Source organism: Hymenobacter nitidus (assembly GCF_020447315.1).
GTDB lineage: Bacteria > Bacteroidota > Bacteroidia > Cytophagales > Hymenobacteraceae > Hymenobacter > Hymenobacter nitidus.
On record NZ_JAJADQ010000002.1, the window covers coordinates 454,357 to 480,581 of the forward strand.

Consider the following 26,225-nt stretch of genomic DNA (forward strand, 5'->3'; position numbering starts at 1 on the left):
AAGAACGGAGTATTCCGAAACAATAGTGCCAAAAACCCGGTTAGCTCAGCAGGCAACCGCAAAGTTCAGGGTTCCGAATATTTTTTGCCGGAATAATTTTGTTTCGAACCCTGCGCGTGTACTTTTGCCCAGCAATTCGCCTTTATGCCCTTCGCCGCGCTTTTCCTGTGCACCCTCAGCTCCCAGGCCGCCCACACGGGCGAGGCTACTGGCTGGCTGCGCGCGGCGCATCATCATCTGCACGGGCACCATTCCTCTTAAGAGAGGAAGTATACAAGCATATTGACCCCGTTGGGCACCTCGTACGCCGAGTGCCTGGCCGCCTAAGAAAGGCGGCCCCGCCCGCCATTGCCGTTTCGGTGCCCTGGCCCGGCTTTTTCCCTTCTTTTCGTCTCCTCCCGAATGCCCAGCGTGAACTCCCGGTCGGGTTTGGTTCCGCGGTATTCTTCCCCAATCCAATTCCCTATGATTCGTCTGGCCATTCAGAAGTCGGGCCGCCTGAGCGAGGATTCGCTCAATCTCATTCGTGAGTGCGGTATTTCCTTTCTCAGCAGCTCGTACAAGCTCAAGACCGAAGCCACCAATTTTCCCCTGGAAATCCTGTTTCTGCGCGACGACGACATTCCCGGCTACGTGCAGGATGGCGTGGCCGACCTGGGCATCGTGGGCCAGAACGTGCTGGTAGAAGCCGGTTTTCCGGATCTGGAAGTTGAAAAGCTGGGTTTCAGCAAGTGCCGCCTGTCCTTGGCCATTCTGCGCTCCGAGGGCTACAACTCCGTGGCCGATTTGCAGGGCAAGAACATTGCTACCTCGTACCCGCAGATTCTGGGCCGCTACCTGGCTGGCGAAGGCGTGCAGGCCAATCTGCACACGATTAGCGGCTCGGTGGAAATTGCCCCCAGCATCGGCCTGGCCGACGCTATCTGCGACATTGTTTCCTCGGGCTCCACGCTGCTGGGCAATGGCCTGCGCGAAGTCGAAACTGTGTTCCGCTCCGAAGCCGTGCTCATTGCTAACCAAAACCTGAGCGCCGAAAAGCAGGAGCTCCTCGAGCAGCTGCAGTTCCGGATGCAGTCGGTGCGCCGGGCGCGCCGCAACAAGTATATTCTGCTCAATGCCCCGGTAGCGTCCCTGGACGCGGTGAAAGCCCTGCTGCCAGGTATCAAGTCGCCCACCGTGACGCCCCTGGCCGAGGAAGGCTGGGTGTCGGTGCAGTCAGTGGTGAATGAGGACGACTTCTGGCACATCACCGGTCAGCTCAAGGCCGTGGGTGCCGAGGGAATTCTGGTGCTGCCCATCGAGAAGATGATATCTTAATTGTTACTGTGCGGGAGTGTGAGAAAGGTGAATATTGAGCGAGTAAGGATTTTAAGAGTGCATGAGCATATTTCCTTATTCGTCATTCTCCCACATTTCTCACATTCTCCGCATTTCTCACATTAGAAATGATGCAAGTATATCAGTATCCCAGTCCGGCCGAGTGGGCCGCCCTTCAGCAGCGGCCCGCCGCCGCTGAAGCCCAGCAGGTCGAGGAGCGCGTCCGTCAGATCTTCGACGACGTGCGTCGGCGCGGCGACGAAGCCCTGCGCCACTATGCCCAGGAACTCGATGGCGCCCAGCTTACGGAGCTGCGCGTGACGCCCGAGGAAGTAACCGCCGCCGTGGCCCTGGTGCCCGCCGCGCTGCAGACGGCCATCCGGCAGGCCCACGCCAACCTGTGGAAGTTTCACCTGACCCAGCGCGAAGAACCCGTACGGGTCGAAACGATGCCGGGCGTGATGTGCTGGCGCAAGTCGGTGCCGGTGCAGCGCGTGGGCCTGTATATTCCCGGGGGCACGGCGCCGCTGTTCAGCACCCTGCTTATGCTGGGCGTGCCGGCCCGCCTGGCCGGCTGCCCGGAAGTGGTGCTGTGCACGCCCCCGCAAAAGGACGGCTCGGTAAACCCGGTGATTCTGTTTACGGCCCAGCTGCTGGGCATCAGCACCATTATCAAAGCCGGGGGCGCCCAGGCCGTGGCGGCTCTGGCTGGCGGTACGGACAGCGTGCCGGCCGTGGACAAGATCTTCGGGCCCGGCAACCGCTACGTGACGGCTGCCAAGCAGCTGGCCGTGCAGCGCGGCGTGGCCATCGACCTGCCCGCCGGCCCCTCGGAAGTGCTGGTTATTGCCGACAAAACGGCTACCCCCGCTTTCGTGGCCGCCGACTTGTTATCCCAGGCCGAGCACGGCCCCGATTCGCAGGTGGTGTTGCTGACCGACTCGGTGGAGCTGCTCCCGCAGGTAACCGCGGAAGTAGAGCGCCAGCTGGCCGAGCTGCCCCGCCGGGAAGTGGCCGCCCTGGCGTTGCGCGAAAGCCGGGCCGTGCTGCTGCGCACGCCGGAGGAAATGCTGTTCTTCTCGAACCAGTACGCCCCCGAGCACCTGATTCTGGCCGTGCGCAACGCCGAGGAGCTGTCCGAGGGCGTGACCAGCGCCGGCTCGGTGTTTCTGGGCCACCTCACCCCGGAAGCCGCCGGCGACTATGCCTCGGGTACCAACCACACGCTGCCCACCAACGGCTACGCCCGCAACTACAGCGGCGTGTCGCTGGATTCGTTCCTGAAGAAAATTACGTTCCAGCGCATCACCGCTGAGGGCCTGCAGAACGTGGGGCCGGTGGTGGAAACCATGGCCGAAGCCGAAGGCCTGCGCGCCCACGCCCGGGCCGTAACCCTGCGCCTGGAGAGTCTGCTGGGCGACGCCTGAGCGCGGGACTCCTGCCTGTCATCGTATCTGTCATTTGCTGCCTCTTATATATACTAGAGAGAGTAGCAGCTTTTTCTCCGGTTCATGTTTGCGCTTGAAACCCTTATCCGCCCCAATATCCGGGCCATGCAGCCGTACTCTTCGGCCCGCGACGAATTCCAGGGCGAAGCCCGCGTCATGCTCGACGCCAATGAAAACAGCCTGGGCAGCGCCGGCCCCGAGCTGTTCAACCGCTACCCCGACCCGCAGCAGCGCGCCGTGAAAGCCGAACTGGCCAAGCTGAAAGGAGTGGAGCCCGCCCAGATCTTCCTGGGCAACGGCTCCGACGAGGCCATCGACCTGCTCGTGCGCCTGACCTGCACGCCCGGCCAGGACCGCATCCTGATTCTGCCGCCTACCTACGGGATGTACGAAGTGGCTGCCAACCTGAACGACGTACGTCTGGAACGCCTGCCGCTGACGGCTGACTTCCAGCTCTCGGCCGAAAGCGTCCAGCAAATCCTTGCCTCCGAGGCCAAGCTCGTGTTTATCTGCTCGCCCAATAACCCGACCGGCAACCTGCTGCACGCCGCCGCGGTGGAACAGGTGCTGCGCGGCTTCCGCGGGCTGGTCGTCGTGGACGAAGCCTACGCCGATTTTGCCGCGGCTCCGAGCTGGACGACCCGCCTGGCGGAGTTTCCCAATCTGGTGGTGCTGCAAACCTTCTCCAAGGCCTGGGGCTTAGCCGGCCTTCGCCTGGGTATGGCCTTCGCCTCGCCCGAACTCATCGGCTACCTCAACAAGATCAAGCCGCCGTATAATGTGTCAGAAGCTACGCAGCAGCACGCGCTGGCGGCCCTGGCCGATGCCCCGCACTTCGAGCAGATGCGGAAGCAACTGCTCGAAGGCCGCACCTGGCTGCTGGAACAGCTCACCAGGGTTGACATCGTGGAGCAGCTGTTCCCATCCGACGCCAACTTCCTGCTCGTGCGCTTTCGGCCCGATGCCACGGCCGTGTATGACTACTTGCTCGGTAAAGGCATCGTGGTGCGGAACCGCACGAGTCAGCCCGGCTGCGCTGGTACGCTGCGCCTGACGGTGGGCACCCCGGTCGAGAACGAGCAGCTGGTAGCAGCGCTGCGAGAATATACCGCCTAAGGATTCGGAACATGCAGCTTATTGTTTTCTGCGGAATCCAGGCCACGGGTAAGTCAACATTTTACCAGCAGCTTTTTTTCCATTCCCACGTCCGCATCAGTATGGATTTGCTGCGGACCCGGAATCGGGAGCGGCGGATGCTGGACCTGTGTCTGGAAACGCAGATGCGCTGCGTCATTGATAACACGAATCCCTCGCGCGCCGAGCGGGCAGTTTACATCGAGCCGGCCCTCCAAGCCGGGTTTAGAGTTACGGGCTATTACTTTCACGCGACGGCCGCTGAAGCACTGGTTCGCAATGAGCAGCGAACTGCCGAGCGGCAGGTACCGCCCGTAGGAATCCGGGCCACGCGCAACCGCCTCGAATTGCCCCAATACTCCGAAGGTTTCGATGAACTGTTCTTTGTGCGCGCCAGTGCCAACCATACTTTTGACCTAAGCCCCTGGCAGCATGAAATTTGATGACCTGGACACCCGCCTGCGCGTTTTCGAAACGGCCCACGACCACTGTGCGCTACCCGGGCTCTACCTCGTAGCGCGGCTGGATGGGCGTGGCTTCACCCGCCTGACCAAGGAAGTACATGTCTTTGAAGCGCCTTTCGATGAGCGGATGCGCGATTTGATGATCCATACCACCCAGCAGCTACTCACGTCGGGCTTCCGCATGGTGTATGGCTATACCCAGAGCGACGAAATTTCCCTGCTGCTGCACCCGCAGGAACACTCTTTTGGCCGGAAGCTGCGTAAGTACACATCCCTGCTGGCTGGGGAGGCGTCGGCCGCCTTTTCCCTGGCCCTGGGCAGCCCTGGCATTTTCGACTGCCGCATATCCCAATTGCCCCGCGTCTTGGATGTGGTGGATTACTTCCGCTGGCGGCAGGAAGATGCGGGTCGTAACTCGCTAAACGCACATTGCTACTGGCTGCTTCGCAAGCAGGGACAGTCGGTGGCCGAGGCTACGGCCCAGGTCAAAGGACTGCGCTCGGCCGCCAAGCATGACCTTCTGTTTAACGCCGGCATAAACTTCAACATCTTGCCGAGCTGGCAAAAGCGCGGAGCCGGTCTGTACTGGACCGAATATCGGAAGCCGGGCTTCAACCCAGTTAGCCAGCAGCCGGTGGAAACCACCCGCCATCAGCTCTGCGTTGATACCGAGTTACCGTTGGGGGACGCATACAGCAACTTCATTCGCACTTTGCTGGGAGAAGTGTAATTCGCTTCCGGTAATAAATACCTTACACTTTTTACGGCTTCGACGCCGCAGCTTCGGCTCATCCTTTTTATACTCATGAAGAAAGTTCTTTTTATTGACCGCGACGGTACTATCCTGATTGAGCCCCCGACGGACTTTCAGGTGGATTCCCTGTCGCGAGAGAAATTCCAGTTTGTACCCGGCGCCATTACCGGTCTGGCCCGCATTGCCCGGGAGCTGGACTATGAGCTGGTGCTGGTCAGCAACCAGGATGGACTAGGCACCAAGAGCTTCCCCGAGGAAACCTTCTGGCCGGCCCACACCATGATGCTCGATATTCTGCGCTCGGAAGGAGTAGCGTTCGTGCGGGAGCACATCGACCGTAGCTTCCCCCACGACAACCTGCCGACCCGCAAGCCCGGCATCGGCATGCTGCAGCAGTACCTGGCAGAAGGCGCCTACGACCTTCCGCACTCCTTCGTCATCGGCGACCGGCTTACCGATGTGGAGCTGGCCCAGAATCTGGGCTGCCAGTCCATCCTCATTCGGGAGGAAGCCGACGAGCGGGCCGCCCTGAGTACCACGAGCTGGGAAGCCATCTATCAGTTCCTGCGCCTGCCCGCCCGCACTGCCGTGGTGCAGCGCGACACGAACGAAACCAAGATCCGCATTGAGCTCAACCTCGATGGCGCCGGCCGGCCCGACATGCACACCGGGCTGGGCTTCTTCGACCACATGCTCGACCAGCTCAGCAAGCACTCGGGGGTCGATATGAAGATCCAGGTGCAGGGCGATTTGCACATCGACGAGCACCACACCATTGAAGACACGGCCATTGCCCTGGGCGAAGCCTTCTCCCAGGCCCTGGGCGACAAGCGCGGCCTGGCCCGCTACGGGTTCCTGCTGCCCATGGACGACGTGCTGGCCCAGGCCGCCATCGATTTCTCGGGCCGCCCCTGGATAGTGTGGAATGCCGAGTTTAAGCGCGAACGGGTGGGGGATATGCCCTGCGAAATGTTCTACCATTTCTTCAAGAGCTTCTCCGACGCGGCCCGCTGCAACCTCAACATTAAGTGCGAAGGGCAGAACGAGCACCATAAGATCGAAGCCATTTTCAAGGCTGTGGCCAAGGCCATCAAGATGGCGTTGGTACGGGACGCCGGCAAAATGGAAATACCAAGTACCAAGGGTATTCTCTAGGCTTTATCCAAATGTTTTAACATTTGGATAAAGCTTGTGTCTGGGTTTCCTGGGAAATCAGCAGGCAATACAGAAAAGGGAGAATTGCGGGCTGGTTTCTTGTATACACAAATGAGTAAAAGCGCGTCATCCACAAATGGAAATAGCGGTAATTGATTATAAGGGCGGCAACGTACAGTCGGTGCTGTATGCCCTGGAGCGCCTGGGCGTAGAAGCCACCCTGACGGCCGATGCGGAAGTAATTCGGCGGGCCGACAAGATCCTGTTTCCCGGCGAAGGCGAAGCCGCGTCGGCCATGCAGGAGCTGCGGGCCCAGGGGTTGCACGAAGTGCTGCCCACGCTTACCCAGCCTTTCCTGGGTATCTGCCTGGGCATGCAGCTGCTGGGTACGCACAGCGAGGAAAACGATGCGACCATGCTGGGCATTCTGCCCTTCGAGGTGAAGCGCTTCCCGGCTGCGGCCGAGTTCAAGGTACCGCATATGGGCTGGAACAATCTGCAGCGGCTACGGTCGCCCTTGTTCGAGGGCTTACGCGAGCAGGACTACGTTTACTTCGTGCACAGCTACTACGCCCCGGTGGGCGACTACACTATTGCCGAGGCCGAGTACCCGCTGCCTTTTAGTGCCGCCGTGCAGCACCGGAACTTCTACGCCGTGCAGTTTCACACCGAGAAGAGCGGGCCGGTGGGCACGCGCATTCTCGAAAACTTCCTGAAGCTTTAATTCTCCCATGGAAATAATTCCCGCTATCGACCTTATCGGGGGCCAGTGCGTGCGCCTGACCGAGGGCGACTTTGCCCAGCAGACCACCTATGATGCCGACCCACTGGCGGTAGCCCAGCGCTTCGAAGCCGCCGGGGTGCGCCGCCTGCACCTGGTGGATCTGGATGGGGCCCGGGCCCGCCAGCCCGTAAACCTGCCGGTGCTGGAAAGCATTGCCCGCCACACCAGCCTGGTTATTGACTTCGGCGGTGGTTTGCAGAGCGAGCAGGCCGTGCGGCAGGCCTTCGACGCCGGGGCCGCCCAGATTACGGCCGGCAGCATTGCCGTGCGCGAGCCCGCCACGGTGCAGCATTGGCTCCAAACCTTCGGGGCGGACCGCATCCTGATTGGGGCCGACTTCCGCGACAACCATATTTCCATCAATGCCTGGGCCGAGCAGTCGGAGCGGACGGTGGCCGAGTTTATCCGGGGCTACCTGACGGATGGGGCCACCACCTTTGTGTGCACCGATGTCAGCAAGGATGGCAAGCTGCAGGGACCGTCGTTGGTGACGTACCGGGAGCTGCGCACGCAATTGCCGGCGGCCCGGCTAGTGGCCAGCGGCGGCGTGACAACCCTGGCCGACGTGGAGGCGCTGGTAGAGGTGGGAATGCACGGAGCCATTATCGGTAAAGCCATTTACGAGGGCACCATCACCCTGGCCGACCTGCGCACGTTTCTGTAGCCGCATCCTGATCTGAACAACGCTTTTATGCTGACCAAACGAATTATTCCCTGCCTCGACGTGAAAGACGGCCGCACCGTGAAGGGTGTGCAGTTCGAGGGCCTGCGCGACGCCGGCGACCCGGTGGCCCTGGCCGCCCGCTATGCCCAGGAAGGAGCCGACGAGCTGGTGTTTCTCGATATCACGGCTACGAATCAGAAGCGCACCACGCTTATTCATTTGGTGCGCGACGTGGCCCGGGAGTTGGATATACCCTTCACGGTGGGGGGCGGCATCGGTACCGTAGCCGACGTGGAGGTGCTCCTGCTGAATGGAGCCGACAAGGTGAGCATCAACTCGGCGGCCCTGCACCGGCCCGAGCTGATTGATGAGTTGGCCCGCCGCTTCGGCAGCCAGTGCATCGTGGTGGCCGCCGATGCGCGCTACACTCCCCAGGCCGGCTGGCAGATTTATACCCGGGCTGGCACGCACAACACCGAGCGGGATGCCGTGGCCTGGTGCCGCGAAGCCGCCGACCGCGGGGCCGGGGAGCTGCTGCTGACCTCCATGAGCAACGACGGCACCAAGGACGGCTTTGCCCTGGACATCACCGGGGCCGTGGCCCGGGCCGTGTCTGTTCCCGTGGTGGCCAGTGGGGGCGCCGGGCGCATGGAGCATTTCACCCAGGTGTTCCAGCAGGCCCAGGCCCACGCCGGCCTGGCCGCCAGTATCTTTCACTTCGGGGAAATCGGTATCCGGGAGCTGAAAGAGCATCTGCAGGCCCAGGGGATTCCCATGCGGCTGTAGGCCTTGTCCCTGGTTGTACGCCCTGATTATCCTACATAACAGCACAGAAGCACCAAGCACTACTAGAATGGAACTCGACTTTAAGAAAATGCCCGACGGACTCATTCCCGCCGTGGTGCAGGATGCCGCGACGGGGCAGGTGCTCATGCTGGGCTACGTGAATGAGGAAGCCTGGGAAAAGACCCGCACGGAAAGCCGGGTGACGTTTTACTCCCGCTCCAAAAGCCGGCTCTGGACCAAGGGGGAAACCTCCGGCAACTTCCTGCAGGTCGTGAGCCTGCACCCCGACTGTGACAACGACGCGGTGCTCATCCGGGCCATTCCCGACGGGCCCACCTGCCACCGGGGCACTACCAGCTGCTTCGAGCAGCCCGAGCAGAGGGCCCTGCCCACGCCGCCGGTAGGCTTTCTGGCCGAGCTAGAGCGCCTGGTGCAGCGCCGCTATACGCATCCCGAGGAAGACCCCAAGTCTTACACCGCCTCGCTGTTTCGCAAGGGTATGCCCAAAATAGCCCAGAAAGTGGGAGAGGAGGCCGTCGAAACTGTCATTGATGCCGTGGCCGGCAACCGCGCCGGGTTGCCCGGCGAAGCCGCCGATTTGCTCTACCACCTGCTGGTGCTGCTCACGGCCGCGGGCCTTACCCTGGAGGAGGTGGTAGCCGTGCTGCGCCAGCGCCACAGCACCATTTCCGCCGGGACGCGCCGGCCGGAGTAAGGCCGGCAGGCTGTACCCCGGGCTCTGCGGGAGTAGCCGAAACCTGTTTTTCCTGCGTACTAGGCAGGCAGTGCCGCCGTGGGGAAACGCACGGCGGTTTTTGTTGCTACTTTGCGCCTCCTAGCCCTTGTACCCTATGCCGTCCCTGCCGTCGTCGTATCTGAGCACCCAAAGCCTGACCGTGCTGGTGCCCGTCTATAATGAGGAAGAAAGCCTGCCGCAGTTTGTGGTCGAGATGAACCGGTTTCTGTCCCAGACTCCGCTGCCCACTACGGTTCTCTTTATTAACGATGGCAGCACCGACGGGTCCCTGGCCCTACTGCGGGGCATCTGCGGGCAGGACGTGCGCTACGAGTTTGTTTCCCTCTCGCGCAATCAGGGCCTGAGCACGGCCATCAAGGCCGGCATCGACCATTGCCACAGCACCCTGGTGGGCTACATCGACTCCGATATTCAAACCACCCCGCTGGACTTTCTGCGTTTCCTGGCGTTCTTCCCCGAATACGATATGGTCAACGGAATCCGGGCCAAGCGCCAGGATTCCTTCGTCAAGAAGCTGTCCTCGAAGCTGGCCAATACCGTGCGCCGTACGCTCATCAACGACGGAATTCAGGACACGGGCTGTCCCCTGAAGATGCTCAAGATGGAATATGCCCGGCGGCTGCCGCTGTTTCACGGCATGCACCGCTTCCTGGGCGCCCTGGTGCAGCTGCAGGGGGGGCGGGTGCACCAAGTGGAGGTGCAGCACTTTCCCCGCTTTGCCGGCACGGCGAAGTACACGCTCTGGAACCGTGCCTGGAAGCCCCTGGTCGATACCTTCGGCTTCCGCTGGATCCGCAGCCGCTGGAAGAACTACGAAGTCGGGGAGGTGCTGCGGGCCGAATCCCGGGTTGTTGATGCCCCCGAGGCGGGCCCCCGATGAGCACCCAGACGCTGGCCTTGGGTATCGGCCTGGCGGCCCAGCTGTTATTTTCCAGCCGTATCGTGCTGCAGTGGATTCAGAGCGAGCGGGCCCGGCGGGTACTGGTGCCCACGCTGTTCTGGAAAATAAGCCTGCTGTCCTCGTTGCTGATGATTCTCTACGGCATGCTGCGCCACGACCCCATCATTCTGGGGGCGCAACTGTTGAGCTATGGCATCTACATCCGAAACCTGCAGCTGCTGGGCGAATGGCGCACGCTCGGTCGGTGGTTCCGCCTGGCGGCCTATGGCTTTCCTTTGGCCATGCTGGCCTGGTTTAGCGTCGGCTCCCCGCACTTTAGTCTGCGGGCTATGCTGCACACGGCCATTCCCGGGGGGTGGCTGATGCTGGGAGCGGTAGGGCAGGCGGTGTTCTTGCTGCGGTTTGTATACCAGTGGCTCTACTCCGAACGGCAGGGTACGTCGGTGCTGCCCCTGGGCTTCTGGATCGTGAGTCTGGCGGGCTCCGTGCTCATCCTGACGTATGCCATACTGCGTCTTGATGCTGTTCTTATGCTGGGAAATGTCTTCGGTACGGTCGTGTATACGCGCAACATCCTGCTCCTGCGCCGGGAGCAACAGGACCAGGATGTCAATGCAACGCGGGTCTAAGGGTATTTATCTGCTTAACATAAAAAGTAAATAAGCCAATGAGAGTCGTAGTTTGACTGTAGTAGGAGGGTGCGTCAATCTGTCAGCGGCTGAGTTGTTTCCGTACTTTCTCCAGTAGAATGCTTACGATCTGCAGGTCATCAACGTCCTGGACAGTGAGCTGGGTGTCGATTCCAGGGCCGCTGATGTGGATGAAGTAGCCTTCCTGTAGCTGGGTTGGTGCTGTTGGCCCCGCACTTGTTGGCGTAGTTTCCATTGCCCGCGGCTGAGCAACCGGCAGCGTCTGACCAGCACCCGTCGTTGCTTCGGGTGGCGGGAAGCTTCCGAATACATGAGCCGGCCCTCCCGAATACACAGTAGGGCCTGAAGCTGCAGTTGTATCTTCTGAGGCCTCTTCGCCGTCCAGGCCGTCTGTATCTAGGCCAAACAGACTGGATACAGCATCATGCGTCTTAGCTGATGTTACTGGTGGTACAAAGGTCGGCTCGGGCTTTATACCAGCCGGGGTGTCTGGTATAAGCGAAGGAGTAGTAGGAGCCCGGAATAAGTTCTGGGGGAGTTCCGTGCTGGCTAGTTCCCGCCGGGGAGTTTGTTGGGCTGCCAGTTGGTCTATATCCGCCACCACATTGCGCTCATCCATGACGCCCACCATGCGCGCACCGTCCACGAAGGCCTTGGAGACTACCTGGGCATTAATTTCCTCTACCCCGAACTCCCGGATCAGCATTACGTCAAACATATGCACCGGTAGCTCTCTGTTTCGGAACTTACGGCAGATCTGTGTGAATAAGGGTGGATGCAGGAAGGCCTCCCTGTGAAACACCTTTTCTTCCTGCTTGTCATACGCGTGCTTGATGCGCCGAAATAGATTGGTGGTAGTTAGCAATTCCCGCTTGCTGGTTACCAGGCCAAACTTAACGGCTGAGCCAATGATGGCTTTAAAAGAGCCACTAACCTTTCTATTCAGTTTGCGGGCACAGGTTTCAATAGCACATTTGCCACCCGTGTCATCTACTACTTCTGCTATTTCCCAAGCACTCATATAGCTGGTGCGTGGATAGTCTATGGTTTTAGGCATATACTGAAGTGGTGTTAAATACAATCTACAGCAAGTATAATAAACATAAGCACATAAAAGTAGTACAAAGTATAAAAAAGCCCATAATAATTAAGCTTTTTTATACTTTTTTTTACTTCTATCGACTTGCTTATCTATTTTGCCTATATCCATAATGTTAACAGCACTCAATCTACTATCAAGTATAAAAAATACCAATCATACATAAGGCCGGGCGGACGACAGGGGCGGCCTGGCTAAATAGACTGCGCTTTCTATTGTCCTCCAGACAGTCTATCGCCAACCTAATGCCCTGTACACTCATTTTTGAACAGGCCTCTGCAGAAGTAAACTATGATAGCAGGAGAGAGGCTAGTGGGAATTTTGGTTGATTACATCACTGCTTTATGCTGAGCTACTCACACTAGCATCCATTTGTATGATCTGCTCAAGGTCCTACAGGATAGCTTTACAACAAGAGACACGATATGATTGCGACATAATCCAACGGCCTCTTTCACTAGAACTTTGAGCTTGCTTCTTTGTGCACATACAGTACATATGTTGAAGCTTTGTCAGGTACCGCCGTGAATCCGTCTTTTTGCAGACTACGCTAAGCTGCTCCGCAAATTTTGCCTTTGGTTCAGCTCAGCAGCCTCAACTCTGTACAATAAGGGTTCGATGAGCGACTGCGAGATTTTGTAGGAGATGGTAGCCTGATTTTGCGTCCTGTGCCGCTGAGCGCCGTCACGGCGGCTAGAATTCGACCGCCGTGCCCAGCGCGTACATAGCTGGAGCCAACAGCAGCATATTTCTTCATGGTATGGAGCACGTCAAATCCGTACATATTCTAGACTGACTGGGTGAGGTAGATAACTGCTCTGCAACCACTACGTCCAACGGGCCACTCAGAATTACTATAAGTTCATCTTGAAGTAGGTCAATGGGCAGACTAAACAGATACGATTGTCTTATAATTTATATTATGTTAAGTAAAGTATTTAAAAATACGCCCGAATCACATTCGGGCGTATTTTAATATCCCCTACTTGCGCAGGTGCTATTTCAGAGCCTGAAGCTTGGTGTTCATCTTCTCGGCGTCCGCAGTGCGGCCCAGGCGAACGTACACTTTCTGCAGCGAAGAAATAACGGCCCGGTCATTGGGCTGAATCTGCAGCGCCTTCTCGAAATACGGCAGCGACTCCTGGAAGTACTTCTTGCCGTCTGCTTCCAGTTTTTTACCCGACTTCTGATACGCGGCCAAATCCATCTTGCTGGCTTTGGTGTACATATCGGCGGCCTTGTTGTAGTTATACACGCCCAGGTTGAATTGAGCGTCAAAGTTGTTTGGATCTACCTCCACGGCTTTGCGGTACGCCGCCAGAGCTTTATCAGACTGCTTGCTCTGATCGTAGAGCGAACCAAGAACGGCGTACAGGTTGCCATTGGTCGGATCGGCCGCAATGGCTTTCTCCAGCTTACCAATTGCTTCCTGCCCACGACCTGAGCTCAGGTACATATTCAGTTCCTCCAGCATGAAGGCTTTGTTGGTGGGATAAGCTACCAGTGCCTGCTGCACTACTTTCATAGCTTCCGCATCGTTCTTTTCCTGGCGGGCAATCTGCAGCATCCGGCCATACAAGCCCGGCGACTTGTAGTTCATGGCCAGCAGCTTGTTGTAGGTATCCTTGGCCGTGGCAAAATCCTGCTTCGCCTCGGCCGCATAGGCCGCGTACAGGAAAGCCGTCGTGTCCTGCGGACGAATCTGCTGCGCCATGCGGTACGAATCCAGGGCAGCGTCATAGTTTTTGCCATTGTAGCTCTCCACGCCGGCGTTCAGGGCCAGGCCGTAGAGGTTATCCAGCTTCTGCACAGCCAGCTTGCCAAACTCGCCGGTCTTGCTGTCCAGCTCTACTGTCTTGTTATACGACTCATAGGCCACTTTCGTGCCCTCGCCGGGCTTCAGAGATTTGCCATAAATGGGGCTGGCCGCCATCTGCTCGTAAATCTCGCCCCGCGTGTACCAGGTTTTGGCTTTGCCCGAGGTTTTCTCGTTGACAATGGCCTTGTCAATATCCGCCTGGGCTTTGTCGAGCAGGCCGCTGCGCTGGTTTAGAATAGCATTCGTAACAGCCGAGTTTTGGGCCGAAGCAGTGTGCAGGGCCGCCGCCGCTACGAGCGTCAGAAAAATCTTCTTCATGGGTTCTTGCTGAAGAATAATGGTGGATGAGTGGAAGGAATTGGAAAAGAAACCACCGGAAGAAACACTTGGTTCAGCTAACCGGCGGCGGGGAAAGGAAAAAGCTTGAGCACTTTCAGTCGGGCATTCAAAACGAATACCGTGCCCGAAAGTACTCAAGCCTTTCTTAACTTACTTAGTTTGCGCTGAGCGTATCCGGATCTGTCAGGGCGGCTACATCGGCATCTTCGGAGGCACCGGTAGCGTCCAGGGCCGGGCCCTCTCCTGCTTCCGGGCTGCCGTTCGGGCCGGCTTCACCTTCCAGAGCGTCCGTATCCTTGTCATCGGCGGCTACCTTGGCTACCGACGAAATCTCGTCGCCGGCGCTGATTTTCAGCAGCCGCACGCCCTGCGTAGCCCGACCAATGGTGCGCAGGTCGCTCATCCGCAAGCGAATGGTAATACCGGACTTGTTGATAATCATCAGATCATCCGAGTCCTGGACGTCCTTGATGGCAACCAGCGCGCCGGTTTTATCGGTAATCTTCATGGCCCGAACCCCCTTACCGCCCCGGTTGGTAACGCGGTACTCGTCGAGCGAGCTGCGCTTGCCGAAGCCGTTTTCGGATACGACCAGCAACTCCTGCGAGGCTGGGTCCGAAATGCAGACCATGCCTACCACCCGGTCGTTGGCATCAGCCAGGCTGATGCCGCGCACCCCGGCGGCATTGCGGCCCATGGAGCGCACTTTGCCTTCAGGAAAACGAACCGCCCGACCCGAGCGCAGCGCCACGACAATCTCGCTGGTGCCGGTGGTGAGCTGCACGTCGAGCAGCCGGTCGCCCTCGTTGATGGTAATGGCGTTGATACCGGCCGTCCGGGGCCGTGAATAGGCTTCCAGGGGCGTTTTCTTCACGGTGCCCTGCTCGGTGCAGAACATCAGGAAGGTATTTTCCAGGTAGTCCGGGTCGCGCAGACCACGCACGTTCAGCACCGAGCGCACGGCATCTTCGCGCGGAATCTCGATGAGATTCTGAATCGGGCGGCCTTTGGCGTTCTTCCCTCCTTCCGGTACCTCGTATACTTTCAGCCAGAATACGCGGCCCAGCTCGGTGAAGAACAGCAGGTACTCGTGGGTAGTAGCTACAAACAGGTGCTCCGTGAAGTCGTCCTGCTTGGAAGCCGCGCCCCGGGCACCCACGCCACCCCGGCCCTGGGTACGGTACTCATCCAGCGCGGTGCGCTTGATGTAGCCTTCGCGGGAGATGGTGATAACCATGCTCTCGTCGGCAATCATGTCTTCCATCGAGAAGTCACCGCCGGCGTATTCGATCATCGTGCGGCGCTTATCGCCGTAGCGCTCCCGAATATCGAGCAGCTCGTCCTTGATGATCTGACGCTGGAGCACATCCGAAGCCAGCACGGCTTTCAGGTGGTCAATCAGGCGCATCAGCTCCTCGTATTCGGCCACGATCTTGTCGCGCTCCAGGCCGGTGAGGCGCTGCAGACGCATGTCCAGAATGGCACGGGCCTGGATTTCGCTCAACGCGAAACGCTCCACGAGCTGGGCCCGGGCTACGTCGCCGTCGCGGGAGCCACGGATCAGGGCAATTACCTCGTCGAGGTGGTCGAGGGCGATGAGCAGACCTTCCAGGATGTGGGCCCGCTTCTGGGCTTCGGCCAGCTCGTAGCGCGTGCGGCGCACCACCACGTCGGCGCGGTGCTCGACGAAGTAGTGAATCAGCTCCTTGAGGTTGAGCGTCATTGGGCGGCCTTTCACCAGGCACACGTTGTTGACGCCGAACGAGCTTTGCAGCTGGGTGTAGCGGTAGAGCTGGTTGAGCACCACGTTGGGCATAGCGTCGCGCTTCAGGTCATACACGATGCGCATACCGTCGCGGTCCGACTCGTCGCGCAGGTCGCTGATGCCTTCGATCTTCTTCTCGTTGATCAAAGCAGCGGTTTTTTCGATCATCGAGGCCTTATTCACCATATAGGGAATTTCGGTGATGACGATCTGCTCCTTGCCGCTGGGCAGGGTTTCGTAGTGGGCCTTGGCGCGCATCACGATGCGGCCCCGACCCGTTTCGAACGCCTGCTTCACGCCCTCGTAGCCGTAGATGGTACCGCCCGTGGGAAAGTCCGGGGCGGTGATATGCTCCATAAGCTCGGCAATGGTGATTTCCGAGTTGTCGAGGTAGGCAATGATGCCGCTAACCACTTCCGTCAGGTTGTGGGGCGCCATGTTGGTAGCCATACCCACGGCAATACCCGTTGTGCCGTTCATCAGCAGGTTCGGAAACTTCGAGGGCATCACGCTGGGCTCTTCCAGGGAGTCGTCGAAGTTGGGCTGGAAATCAACGGTGTCCTTGTCCAGGTCGCCCAGCATTTCATCGGAGAGGCGCTTGAGGCGGGCTTCCGTGTAACGCATGGCCGCCGGCGAGTCGCCGTCGATAGAGCCGAAGTTCCCCTGCCCGTCGACCAGCGGGTAGCGCAGGCTCCAGTCCTGGGCCATGCGCACCATCGTGTCGTACACGCTCGAGTCGCCGTGGGGGTGGTACTTACCCAGCACCTCACCCACGATACGGGCACTCTTTTTATAGGCTTTGTTGTAGGATACGCCCAGCTCCGACATACCGTAGAGCACGCGGCGGTGCACGGGCTTCAGGCCGTCGCGCACGTCGGGCAGAGCCCGGGAGATGATGACCGACATCGAATAATCGATGTAGGCGCCACGCATCTCGTCTTCAATGTTAATCGGAATGATCTTTTCGCCTTCCGCCATAGGGAAATCTAAGTCGGCCTAGGCCCCTGGAAAGAGGAGCTTTCGGCACCAGTGAATGAGTACTGCGAGAAGCCCGCAAGATACGAAAAAAGGCCCGTTTTGCCTAATACAGCCTATTCTTTTGGCTTGCTCTTATCGGCCTTATGCGTGCCGGACTTGGGATTGTAGGTCTTGATTTTTTCGCCCACGGCCGGGTTCTGTTTTTTCCAAAGCGGCTGGCCCCGGTAGCGGGCCCCGTTGTGAAAGTGCACCTTGCGCGTGTGGCAGGAGGCCATGGGGCAGGTACGGCAGGAGGCAGCTCCCAGCAAGAGAGCCAGCGGCACAAGAAAGCGCAATGCAAACAGGCGAAACTTCATGGGTCAAAGGTAGAAATTCGGGGGCCACCACCCTTCTTCCGGGGTAGCACGCCTGAAAATTTATGCCGGGGTGTTCAGCTCGGCTAGGTCCGCTCCCTCCCACTCGCGCAGAAACTGCGTCAGGAAGGTTTCCAGAAACTGATGGCGCTCCTGAGCCAGCTGGCGGGCGGCGGGCGTGTGCAGCCGCTCGCGCAGGTGCAGCAGCTTTTCGTAGAAGTGGTTCAGCGTGGGCGCCGTGTTTTTCTTATAGCTTTCAAAGGAGTCGTGCACCACGGGCGCGATGGCCGGATCGTGCAGGGGCCGGCCCTTATGCCCGCCGTAGGCAAAGGCCCGGGCCACGCCAATGGCGCCGATGGCATCGAGGCGGTCGGCATCCTGCACCACTTCGCCCTCCGGCGTGCTCATGGGCGTAGGTACACCCAGCCCCTTAAAGGAAATCTCGCGGATAATCGTCTCGACGCGCCGGATTATGGCTTCGTCCACGCGCAGGCCCAGCAGCCAGGTGCGGGCGGCGCGGGGGCCAGCTTCCTCATCGCCGGCGTGAAACTTCCAGTCGGCCACGTCGTGCAGCAAGGCGGCCAGCTCGGTCACCAGCGGGTCGGCGGCGGGCAGGGTGGCCGCCAGGGCCCGGCTCGTGTGCCACACCCGGCGGATGTGCTCCCAGTCGTGGCCCGAGCCCTCGCCCAGGAATTTGTCGCGGACGAAATCGGCCGTTCGGGAAATAATCTGTTCGGTACTTAGCGCAGCAGGCATAGGAAAGAAATTCAGGCGGCAAATTAGCAAGTTCGCTGCAGCTTAGGCCAGCAGCACCGGCTTTTGAATTTTTAGACCGGCTCCCGAGTTATTGCGTATATTGCCGTCAAATGACGAGTAAAAAAAGAGCAAATGACTATCATGCGTAAAACCCCCGTAGCCACCATGGTTGATTTGATGGGCGGTGGCGCCGTCATCCCGCAGCTGGTGCACAACGAGCTGGACCTGCTGGCCGTGGCCCTGAAAGGCCTTTCGGTGCAGGCCCTGCGGGCATTGCAGCAGCGGCTGGGCTTTTCCAACAAGGAAATCAGCGTGGTGCTGGGCGTGTCGGAAAGCACGCTGGCCCGGCGCGAGCAGGCCAAGCGGGCCCTGACGCTGGACGAGGCGGAGAAAACCATTCAGCTCTCGGCCGTGCTGGCCAAGGGCCTGGACGTATTCGAGGATCAGGATGACTTCCACCACTGGCTGGAAACGCCCAACCCAGCCCTGGGCGGCGTGCGGCCCAAGGAGCTGCTGTCCTCGGCCATCGGGCGGGAACAGGTGCGCGAAATCCTGGGCCGGATTGAGTACGGCATCTACTCCTAAACAACGCCGGCGGGCTCCCGCTGTACTACCCTGCCCCTGGTTTCGCAGGGGCTTCCCCCCTGCTTTTCTTTCGCTGAATCCGCTTCCTCATGCGCCTTTACCGGCTCGGCAAACACCCCTACATTCAGGACCTCACCGGCCAGGGCGGCCTCTACTACTCGGGCCGCTGGCACGAAAAAGGCACCCAGATTCTTTACACGTCCGAGCATTTGTCGCTGGCCAAGCTGGAAGTGCTGGCCAATTCGCCCTCGCTGCCGCGCAACTATTTCGCCCTGACCCTGGAAGTACCCGCCGATACGCCCATCAAAGAAGTAGCCGTGGAGCAGCTGCCGCCCAACTGGCAGCAGCTGCCCTACCCGCTGGAGCTAGCCCAGCTCACGCGCAGCTGGATCGAGCAGGCGGAGTTCTGGATTATGAAAGTACCCTCGGCCCACGCGCCCACCGAATGGAACTACCTGCTCAACCCGCTGCACCCCTCCCACAGCCAGCTGAAGATGGTAGCCCTGGAGCCCCACCCCTTCGATACGCGGCTGAAGCCGGACCTGGGCGGCAAATAAGCCGGCTTACAGCTCCCGCAGATACTGGGCGGGCACCTGCTCCGTCAGCCAGACACCATTACCGGACTCGTAGAATACACACCCTTGCTGCCGCATGGCGGCGGCATCGACGGTCAGAATAACGGGCTGGCCGCGCCGCTGGCCCACGCGCTGGGCAGTGGCTTCATCCGGCGAGAGGTGCACGTGGTGCCGCTGCATTTTCTGCAGGCCCTGCTGGCGAATGGCGGGCAAAGCGGCCGCGACGGTGCCGTGGTAGAGCACGGCGGGCGGCACGGCCGGCACCAGAAGTAAGTCCACTTCCACGCTGTGGCCCTGCTGGGCCCGAATGCGGGTACCGGAGGCGTCGAAGGCAAAGCGCTGCTTGTCGTTATCGGCTACTACCTGCTCGAGCTGCGCGCGGGTAATGGGCAGGCCCTGGCCGGCGCAGCCCCGCAGCAGCTCTTCTACCTTGACCCAGCCGCCTTCCTCCAGCTCGAGGCCCAGGGCCTGGGGCTGGTGGCGCAGGTGTAGGCTCAAAAATTTGCTTATCCGGGTAATCTGGGCTGTTTCCATGGGTGGGCAATGGTAATGGAGGCGCAAGCAACGAAAAAGCGGCCGGAATACGGTCGGAAAGATAGTGGCCGGTTTCCGCCGCTTTGTGCTTGTAAACTGAAGTTATTTTCTATCTTCGGAATCCGAACAACGTGCGCAGCGTTGTTTAGGACGGCCGGAATCTGTTTACCAGCTTGCGGGGCTCTGTTGCCCCGGGCCGCTATTTTCCATCGAACTGCTCCCTGGTGGTTCCTTACTTTCGCTCCATGGCTCACGAAGTTGCTAACCTGACCCTGGCTGAAGCCACTGCCCACGCCCCATTCGTAGACTACGCCCGCTGCATCGACGCCAGCAGCCGCCCCCTCAACCACGTGGGCGACTGGCCCGAGGAAGGCCAGCTGTATCCCGTGCGCGTGGTTGAGTCGCACCTGGAGGGCCTGCCGCTGGTACACGTGCTGGGGTTTGAGGCTGAGGCGCCGTACTACAACGCCTATGCCCCGCACCGCTTTAAGCTGCTGCACACGGTGTGGCTCAACTAATTTTTGTTTAAAAAAGGCGGCGCTTCTGGCTTACGGCCAAAACCTTCTGCCTTTTATTCGCTTACAACAGGGCGCTTCCCACGGGGGCGCCCTGTTGCATTTTATGGGGTTGCTGTACTTTTGCTGGTAGCAATGACCGGCGCAGGATGGCTTCGGCAACTCAGCCCAAACCGGACTACCCTTTTTCTCCGCCCGCCCCGGGCTTGGCCACTGCTAATTCTGCGGCCGGGCCCGGGGCGGGCGCTTCGCTGACCTCTCTTTTTTTCACTCAATAAGTACGCATGACACAGTTCCGGTGGCGTGGCGGGTTGCTTTTGCCCGCATTGCTGGCAGGCGCCCTGCACACGCAGGCACAAACTTTCAAGGACGGCAAGCTCACCCTTAACCCCGACGGCAGCCATTACATCAAAATGACCCTGCTCAACCAGGTCTGGGCGCGCTACAACCAGAGCAACCCCGGCACGCAGGTCGACGGATTCTACAAGGCCGAAACCTACGACATCGGTATCCGGCGCTTCCGCATGCAGTTTTTCGGGCAGCTGACCGACCGGGTGTTTATCTACTCCCAGATCGGCATCAACAACTTCAGCTACCTCTCCGACCGCAAAGCGGGCTTCTTCCTGCACGACGCCGTGGCCGAATACGCGGTGGTCAAAAACAAGCTCTCCTTGGGCACGGGCCTGGGCGCCTGGAACGGGTTGTCGCGCTTCACGGCCTCGGCCACGGGCAGCATCATGGGCCTCGATTTGCCCCTGGTCGCCGAAACGACCAACGACGTGAACGACCAGTTCGGCCGCAAGCTCAGCATCTATGCCAAGGGCAAGCTCAGCAAGCTCGACTACCGCGTGGCCCTGTCCAACGTGCTGGACGTCACGAAAGGCACGGCCGGCGCGGCGGCGCTCAACGGCAACGCCAACTTTTCGCGCCGCCCGGCCAAGCCCCAGTACCAGGCCTACCTGATGTGGCAGTTCAAAGACCAGGAAAGCAACCTGACGGCCTACAACGCCGGCACGTATCTGGGCAAGAAAAACGTGTTCAACGTGGGCGCGGGCGCCATTGTGCAGCCCCAGGCCATGTGGTATAAAGCCGACAACGGCCGCGACACCCTGACCCAGGCCATGAAGCAGTACGCCGTGGATGTGTATTACGACGCACCCACCGACACGGCCAAGGGCGCCCCGAGTGTGAACTTCTACGCCGTGGGCATGCACCTGGACTACGGCCCCGGCTACCTGCGCAACAACGGTCCGATGAACCCGGCCACCAATGCCCGGGCCACGACGGCCACTTACACCAACAACGCGCTGCTGGGCGCCTTCGGCAACGCATTTCCGCAGTACGGCACCGGCAACGTGTTCTACACCCAGCTCGGCTACAAGCTGCGCGACAACCTGGTGGGCGAAACCACCTTTATGCCCTACGCCAGCTACCAGTACTCGCACTACAAGCGCCTGGCCGACGACCTGCACTTCTTCGATGCTGGCGTGAACTGGCTGCTGGCCGGCCACTCCTCCAAGCTCACGCTCAGCTACCAGAACCGGCCCTTCTACGTGACGCGCAACAACGAAAACGTGGTGGACTCGCGCCGCAGCGCCGTGGTAGCCCAGTATCAGGTGTCGTTTTAGCCCCTGGCTGAAGCCGACAGTATGCATAAAAAAGGCCCCGAAACAGCGCTGTTTCGGGGCCTTTTTTATGGACCGGGCCACAGCCCCTCAACCCATCACCGGCAGGGTAAAGTGGAAAATGCTGCCGCGGCCGGGCTGGCTTTCCACCCACAAGTCGCCGCCCTGGGAGGTGATGAACTCGCGGGAGATGCTCAGGCCCAGCCCCGAGCCGCTTTTCACACCCTCTTTGCTGGGAATATGGGCAAAGCGCTTGAAAATTCGCTCGTGGTACTCCGGCGCGATACCCGGCCCACAGTCCCGCACGCTGACCTGCACCTGGGCCCCGCGCTGCTCGGCGCTGATAATGATGCACTCTCCGGCCGGCGAGTAGCGAATAGCGTTGGCCATCAGATTGATAACAACCCAGGTGGTTTTCTCCAGATCGGCCTTCACGGCGGGTAAGTCGTCGGGCAACTCGTAGCGCAGGGCCAGCTGCTTGTCCTCGAGCTGGGCCATGATGGTGTCGTCGGCGTAGTCCATTACCAGGGCCAGGGCCACGGGCTCGGGGTTGAGCTTGATGCCCACGCCCGCGTCGAGGCGCGACACGTCAATCAATTCGCCCACCATGCGCAGCAGGCGCTGGGTTTCGAGGCGGATGCCGCCGGCAATGCGCTGGCGCTCGGCCGTGTCGGTGCGCTCGTCCTGGAGCAGCTTCAAGCTCAGGTTGATGCTGGCCAGCGGGGTTTTGAGCTCGTGCGAGACGGTGGCCAGGAAGTTGGACTTGACCTGATCCAGCTTCTTGAAGTCGGAGATGTTGCGCAGCGAGAGGATGTGGCCCACAAACTCGGTCTGGGCCGTTACGTCGTTGTAAGACAGAATCGGGTTTACCGACAGCCGGTAGTAGGCTTCCTGGCCGTGGCGCATCACGGTGTATTCCGGCGGCTGGGCCGTTTCGTGCGGCGGGGCGCTGGCTTCGGCCGTGAGCAGGGTTTGCAGAAACTCATTGTGCTCGGCTACTTCGGCGGCCAGCCGCCCAATCAGGGCCTCGGCGGGCTGGCCCAGCAGCTCACTGGCCACGGGATTCACCAGAATGATGCGGCGGTTCTGGTCGATGAGCAGCAGACCTTCGTCGAGGCCCTGCACGATGCTTTCCATGCGGTTGCGCTGCATAATCAGCTCGGCGCGGCTGGCCGTGCGCAAATCCTGCATCTGGCCCAGCACCCGATTAAAGGCCTGGGCCACGTTACCGACTTCATCCTGGCGCTCAATGGGCAGCGGCGCCCCCGTGTCCGGGTCGGTGGCCAGGGCAATATCGGCGCTGAGCCGGCGCAGGGGCCGCACCACGATGCGCGGCAGCCGCAGCACCAGACTAACCCCGAGCACGGTACTCAGCACCAGAATGACGAGCAGCGTGGTTTTGGCGGCCCGCACGGCCCGGGCCGCCGCCTCGCCCTGCTGCACCGAGGCCGCCAGATTCATCGTCAGCAGGCGGTTGGTCTGGGCCTGCAGCTGGAGCAATTCGGTCTGGCGGGCCGCCAGCGGGGCGGCATTGTCGAGCAGGCGCTGATAGTCGGCCAGGTTCTGGGTCAGGCTGTCGACCAGCCCGGCCTCCCCGGGCTCGGTAATGTTGGCGCCTTCCCGGGTCAGGGCCCGGCGAAACTCGGCCAGGGCCATGGGCCGCGCCGGCTGCTGACTCAGGCCGCTCAGGGCCCAGAGCATCTGCTGGCCCAGCGCCACCGAGTGCAGATTGGCCCGGCGCACGTGCCGGGCGCGGCGGTCCAGGCCGTGGAGCACGCTGTAGCTGTAGATGCCCACTAGCAGCAGCAGCAGCAGCATGGTGAGCACGCTCAGCCGGATTCGGTTTTTTAAGGTCATAGCAATTGAGCGTTAAAAGCTCAGGGCAAGGCTGGTGGTAAGGTTGCCGTAGGTTTTGGCCGGCAAATTATCCGAATCCACAAACAAGCCGGTTCCGCTGCGCAGTACCCGCCCTTCCAGCCGGGCCGTCAGGTGGCGGCTGGGGGCATAATCCAGGTTGAGCGAAGCGCCTTGCACATCGGTATTGGGGTCGGTAGCCGAGGGCATGACGGAGCTGATCAGCACGCCGTGCCCGGCCGAATAGTACTCCACCCGCCCCGCCAGAATCCACTGCGCAGAATAAGTGTAGCGCACGAAAGCCGCGCCGGCGTGCCATACATCGTGCCGGCGCCGGGTTTCTGCCTGTTGCGCGCCCAGGTCGAACACCCCGGCGACGGACAGCTTGGGCGTAGCGGCGTAGCTCAGGTAGAAGTCGTGAAAGTAGCGCCGGCGGCGGGTGTTCCCCGGGAGCTGGTCGTTGCCGTAGTACGTGCTGGAGTTGAGCAGCAGCCGCTCGGTGGGCTTCCACTGCAGCTGGGTGCCCAGGCTCTTGGCCCGGTTCACGTCCCGGATCTGCTGCCAGCCATTGAGTACCAGGGCCGTGGCCGTGAGCTGCGGGGAAAGCTCGTAGGTGAACCGGGCGCCGGCCTCGTAATACGGCGAGTTTTCGGCCATCAGGGAGCGGGTCAGCGTCCAGTTGTCCTTGCTCAGGGCCGACTCAAAGCCGATATGGGAGCTGAAAACGCCCAGGTCCAGCCAGGACTTGGCCGTGGGCCGAAAGCCGGCGTAGGCTTCGTAGATGTTGCGCAGCACGGCGGGCTCGGGGGCGTAGTTGGCCTCCACGTAGGTACCGGTGTGCAAGGCAAAAGCGCCGCGCACCCGGGCTTCCTCGTAGCGCAGGCCCAGCACGGCGTTGTTCAGGGCAAACTCGTTGGCGCGGTTGTGCGCGTAGAGAAACCCGGGCCGCTGCGCCGACTTGCCGGTAAAGTCGTAGCCGTAGTAGGCGTCGGCAAAGCCGTAGAACGTGAGGCCGGCCGGCAGCAGGGACGGCGCGGCCGCGGGGCCCGCCGAATCCGGGGCAGCAGTGGGCTGCTGGGCCCGGGCTACGGTAGCGCAGAAGAAGGCCGAGAGAAAAAGCAGGGAGAATTTCATGGGTGCAGGGCGCCAGGGCACCACTTGGAAAAAGCGGGCGGGCTGGGCATTGAAGGTAGGAAATGAGGGAAGATCAGGCCGAGAGGCCGTACTCCTGCAGCTTGCGGTAAAGCGTGGTCAGGCCGATGCCGAGCTGCCGGGCGGCTTCGGTCTTGTTGCCGTCCACGTCGGCCATAACCTGGCGGATGTGGCGGGCCTCCACCGCGCGCAGGCTCCGGTCGTGGGGGTCGTCGGGGGCGGCGGCGCCGGTGCCGGGCTGGGTATAAAACTCGGTGGGCAGCAGCCCCGCTCCCACCAGCTCGTTGTCGGGCGTAAGAATGGCAGCCCGCTCCAGCACGTTTTTCAGCTCCCGCACATTGCCCGGCCAGCTGTAGGCCTGCAGCAGGCGCTGGCACTCGGCATCCAGCCCGGGCAGGCGCTTTTTGAGGCGGGCGGCGAAGTACTGCAGAAAGTGCGCGGCCAGCACGGGCACATCCGTGGGTCGGGCTTTAAGCGGGGGAATGTCGAGAGTAAAGACGGAGAGGCGGTAGTACAGATCGGGTCGGAAGCGGCCCTCACTGGCTTCAAGCTTGAGGTTGCGGTTGGTAGCAGCCACCAGGCGCACGTTGATCTGGGTGGGCGTGGTAGCCCCGAGCTTGGTGAAGGTCTGGGTTTCGAGCACGCGCAGAAACTTGGCCTGCACGCCCAGCTCCAGCTCCCCGATTTCGTCCAGGAACAGCGTACCGCCGTGGGCTTCTTCCAGCAGGCCTTTTTTGTCGGTCAGGGCCCCGGTGAAAGCGCCCTTCTTGTAGCCAAACAGCTCGGATTCGAGCAAATCCTTGGGAAATGCCGAGCAGTTGACGGCCACGAAGGGCTTGCTGCGGCGCGGGCTGGCCTGGTGAATGGCCTGGGCAAACAGCTCCTTGCCCGAGCCCGTGGGGCCTTCCAGCAGCACGGTGCTGTCGGTGGCCGCCACCTGCCGGGCCAGGTGCTGGGAGGCCCGCAGGGCCGCCGACTCCCCTATCATCGTTTCGAAGCTGTGCTGCTGGTTCACGCGCCGCTCCAGCTCGGCCACCCGGCGCTGCAGGCGGGCCTTGTCGGCGGCCCGCTCCACAATGACCACCAGCTGGTCGTCGGAGTCGCCTTTGGTCAGGTAGTCGAACGCGCCCTGCTTCATGGCCTGCACCCCGTCGGGAATGGTGCCAAAGGCCGTCATCAGCACGATTTCCACCTCGGGGTATTTGGCCCGCAGCTTCGGGATAAGCTCCACGCCGTGGGCATCGGGCAGGCGCACATCCGAGAGGACAACCAGCACCTCGTCGGCGTGCTGCTGCAGCATCTCCAGGCCGCGGCGGGCATCGGGGGCCTGCAGCACCGTGTAGCCTTCCAGCTCCAGCACCCGGCTCAGCAGCTGGCGCAGGCGGGTTTCGTCGTCGATGATGAGCAGGGTACCGGTAGGCATGGGGAGAGTAGTGAGAAGGGGTAGTTGGTGTAGCGCGAA

25 protein-coding genes are annotated in these 26,225 nt (G+C 60.7%); 16 read left to right on the plus strand and 9 right to left on the minus strand.

The features are described 5' to 3' along the window. Positions 1 to 465: 465 nt before the first annotated feature. From hisG to LGH70_RS05405, 12 genes are all read left to right on the plus strand, one after another. Positions 466 to 1,317 carry an ATP phosphoribosyltransferase gene (gene hisG / locus LGH70_RS05350; protein WP_226183414.1) on the plus strand — a complete coding sequence of 284 codons (852 nt, stop codon included), beginning with the start codon at positions 466 to 468 and terminating at the stop codon, positions 1,315 to 1,317. 131 nt (positions 1,318 to 1,448) lie between these two features. Then, positions 1,449 to 2,744 (plus strand): histidinol dehydrogenase, encoded by a 1,296-nt coding sequence (gene hisD / locus LGH70_RS05355; RefSeq protein WP_226183739.1) that lies wholly within the window; start codon positions 1,449 to 1,451, stop codon positions 2,742 to 2,744. 84 nt (positions 2,745 to 2,828) lie between these two features. Next, positions 2,829 to 3,881 carry a histidinol-phosphate transaminase gene (gene hisC / locus LGH70_RS05360; RefSeq protein ID WP_226183416.1) on the plus strand — a complete coding sequence of 351 codons (1,053 nt, stop codon included), beginning with the start codon at positions 2,829 to 2,831 and terminating at the stop codon, positions 3,879 to 3,881. 101 nt (positions 3,882 to 3,982) lie between these two features. Further along, positions 3,983 to 4,342, plus strand: coding sequence for an AAA family ATPase (locus LGH70_RS05365; protein ID WP_348533735.1), 360 nt, complete (start codon positions 3,983 to 3,985; stop codon positions 4,340 to 4,342). Then, a complete protein-coding gene (locus LGH70_RS05370; protein ID WP_226183420.1) occupies positions 4,332 to 5,093 on the plus strand; it encodes a tRNA(His) guanylyltransferase Thg1 family protein in 762 nt (253 codons plus the stop codon). Before LGH70_RS05365 ends, LGH70_RS05370 begins: the two co-directional genes overlap by 11 nt. A gap of 75 nt (positions 5,094 to 5,168) precedes the next feature. Beyond that, complete coding sequence (gene hisB, locus LGH70_RS05375; protein ID WP_226183422.1) at positions 5,169 to 6,272, plus strand: bifunctional histidinol-phosphatase/imidazoleglycerol-phosphate dehydratase HisB; 1,104 nt, start codon at positions 5,169 to 5,171, stop codon at positions 6,270 to 6,272. Positions 6,273 to 6,408: 136 nt separating this feature from the next. Further along, positions 6,409 to 6,996, plus strand: a complete 588-nt coding sequence (hisH, locus tag LGH70_RS05380) for an imidazole glycerol phosphate synthase subunit HisH (protein WP_226183424.1) — start codon at positions 6,409 to 6,411, stop codon at positions 6,994 to 6,996. Between the two features lie 7 nt (positions 6,997 to 7,003). Next, positions 7,004 to 7,720: a 1-(5-phosphoribosyl)-5-[(5-phosphoribosylamino)methylideneamino]imidazole-4-carboxamide isomerase gene (hisA, locus tag LGH70_RS05385; RefSeq protein ID WP_226183426.1), complete on the plus strand. Its 717-nt coding sequence runs from the start codon at positions 7,004 to 7,006 to the stop codon at positions 7,718 to 7,720. A 27-nt stretch (positions 7,721 to 7,747) separates the two neighbouring features. Next, positions 7,748 to 8,506, plus strand: coding sequence for an imidazole glycerol phosphate synthase subunit HisF (hisF, locus tag LGH70_RS05390; protein ID WP_226183427.1), 759 nt, complete (start codon positions 7,748 to 7,750; stop codon positions 8,504 to 8,506). A gap of 28 nt (positions 8,507 to 8,534) precedes the next feature. After that, positions 8,535 to 9,221, plus strand: coding sequence for a bifunctional phosphoribosyl-AMP cyclohydrolase/phosphoribosyl-ATP diphosphatase HisIE (gene hisIE, locus LGH70_RS05395; RefSeq protein WP_348533738.1), 687 nt, complete (start codon positions 8,535 to 8,537; stop codon positions 9,219 to 9,221). Positions 9,222 to 9,357: 136 nt separating this feature from the next. Beyond that, positions 9,358 to 10,143: a glycosyltransferase gene (locus LGH70_RS05400; RefSeq protein ID WP_226183431.1), complete on the plus strand. Its 786-nt coding sequence runs from the start codon at positions 9,358 to 9,360 to the stop codon at positions 10,141 to 10,143. Continuing rightward, positions 10,140 to 10,793 carry a lipid-A-disaccharide synthase N-terminal domain-containing protein gene (locus LGH70_RS05405; protein ID WP_226183433.1) on the plus strand — a complete coding sequence of 218 codons (654 nt, stop codon included), beginning with the start codon at positions 10,140 to 10,142 and terminating at the stop codon, positions 10,791 to 10,793. The genes LGH70_RS05400 and LGH70_RS05405 overlap by 4 nt, the downstream gene beginning before the upstream one ends. An 82-nt stretch (positions 10,794 to 10,875) precedes the next feature. Here the strand turns inward: LGH70_RS05405 and LGH70_RS05410 are convergent, their stop codons facing one another. The 5 genes from LGH70_RS05410 to LGH70_RS05430 form a co-directional block, all read right to left on the minus strand. After that, positions 10,876 to 11,871 (minus strand): hypothetical protein, encoded by a 996-nt coding sequence (locus tag LGH70_RS05410; RefSeq protein WP_226183435.1) that lies wholly within the window; start codon positions 11,869 to 11,871, stop codon positions 10,876 to 10,878. A 1,039-nt stretch (positions 11,872 to 12,910) separates the two neighbouring features. Continuing rightward, entirely contained in the window at positions 12,911 to 14,050 is a 1,140-nt protein-coding gene (locus LGH70_RS05415; RefSeq protein ID WP_226183437.1) for a tetratricopeptide repeat protein, read from the minus strand. A gap of 175 nt (positions 14,051 to 14,225) precedes the next feature. Further along, positions 14,226 to 16,814, minus strand: a complete 2,589-nt coding sequence (gene gyrA, locus LGH70_RS05420) for a DNA gyrase subunit A (protein WP_226183439.1) — start codon at positions 16,812 to 16,814, stop codon at positions 14,226 to 14,228. Positions 16,815 to 16,927: 113 nt separating this feature from the next. Next, positions 16,928 to 17,170: a hypothetical protein gene (locus LGH70_RS05425; RefSeq protein ID WP_226183441.1), complete on the minus strand. Its 243-nt coding sequence runs from the start codon at positions 17,168 to 17,170 to the stop codon at positions 16,928 to 16,930. 60 nt (positions 17,171 to 17,230) lie between these two features. After that, positions 17,231 to 17,923 carry an HD domain-containing protein gene (locus LGH70_RS05430; protein WP_226183442.1) on the minus strand — a complete coding sequence of 231 codons (693 nt, stop codon included), beginning with the start codon at positions 17,921 to 17,923 and terminating at the stop codon, positions 17,231 to 17,233. 141 nt (positions 17,924 to 18,064) lie between these two features. On the opposite strand from LGH70_RS05430, the gene LGH70_RS05435 reads away from it, so the two are divergent. Beyond that, on the plus strand, positions 18,065 to 18,508 hold the full coding sequence (locus LGH70_RS05435; protein WP_226183444.1) for an Xre family toxin-antitoxin system antitoxin: 444 nt from the start codon (positions 18,065 to 18,067) through the stop codon (positions 18,506 to 18,508). Positions 18,509 to 18,597: 89 nt separating this feature from the next. Further along, positions 18,598 to 19,065: an RES family NAD+ phosphorylase gene (locus LGH70_RS05440; protein WP_226183446.1), complete on the plus strand. Its 468-nt coding sequence runs from the start codon at positions 18,598 to 18,600 to the stop codon at positions 19,063 to 19,065. A 6-nt stretch (positions 19,066 to 19,071) separates the two neighbouring features. On the opposite strand, the gene LGH70_RS05445 is transcribed toward LGH70_RS05440, so the two are convergent. After that, the gene (locus LGH70_RS05445) at positions 19,072 to 19,617 is read right to left on the minus strand and encodes an RNA 2'-phosphotransferase (protein WP_226183448.1); all 546 of its coding nucleotides are present in this window, start codon (positions 19,615 to 19,617) and stop codon (positions 19,072 to 19,074) included. Between the two features lie 245 nt (positions 19,618 to 19,862). Between LGH70_RS05445 and LGH70_RS05450 the strand changes: the two genes are divergently transcribed. Continuing rightward, positions 19,863 to 20,135, plus strand: coding sequence for a hypothetical protein (locus LGH70_RS05450; protein WP_226183450.1), 273 nt, complete (start codon positions 19,863 to 19,865; stop codon positions 20,133 to 20,135). Between the two features lie 314 nt (positions 20,136 to 20,449). After that, positions 20,450 to 21,760, plus strand: coding sequence for a hypothetical protein (locus LGH70_RS05455; RefSeq protein ID WP_226183452.1), 1,311 nt, complete (start codon positions 20,450 to 20,452; stop codon positions 21,758 to 21,760). A gap of 87 nt (positions 21,761 to 21,847) precedes the next feature. On the opposite strand, the gene LGH70_RS05460 is transcribed toward LGH70_RS05455, so the two are convergent. The 3 genes from LGH70_RS05460 to LGH70_RS05470 form a co-directional block, all read right to left on the minus strand. Next, on the minus strand, positions 21,848 to 23,614 hold the full coding sequence (locus LGH70_RS05460; protein WP_226183453.1) for a sensor histidine kinase: 1,767 nt from the start codon (positions 23,612 to 23,614) through the stop codon (positions 21,848 to 21,850). Positions 23,615 to 23,626: 12 nt separating this feature from the next. Then, positions 23,627 to 24,745 (minus strand): porin, encoded by a 1,119-nt coding sequence (locus LGH70_RS05465; protein ID WP_226183455.1) that lies wholly within the window; start codon positions 24,743 to 24,745, stop codon positions 23,627 to 23,629. 73 nt (positions 24,746 to 24,818) lie between these two features. Next, positions 24,819 to 26,186, minus strand: coding sequence for a sigma-54-dependent transcriptional regulator (locus LGH70_RS05470; RefSeq protein ID WP_226183457.1), 1,368 nt, complete (start codon positions 26,184 to 26,186; stop codon positions 24,819 to 24,821). Between the last annotated feature and the right edge of the window lie 39 nt (positions 26,187 to 26,225).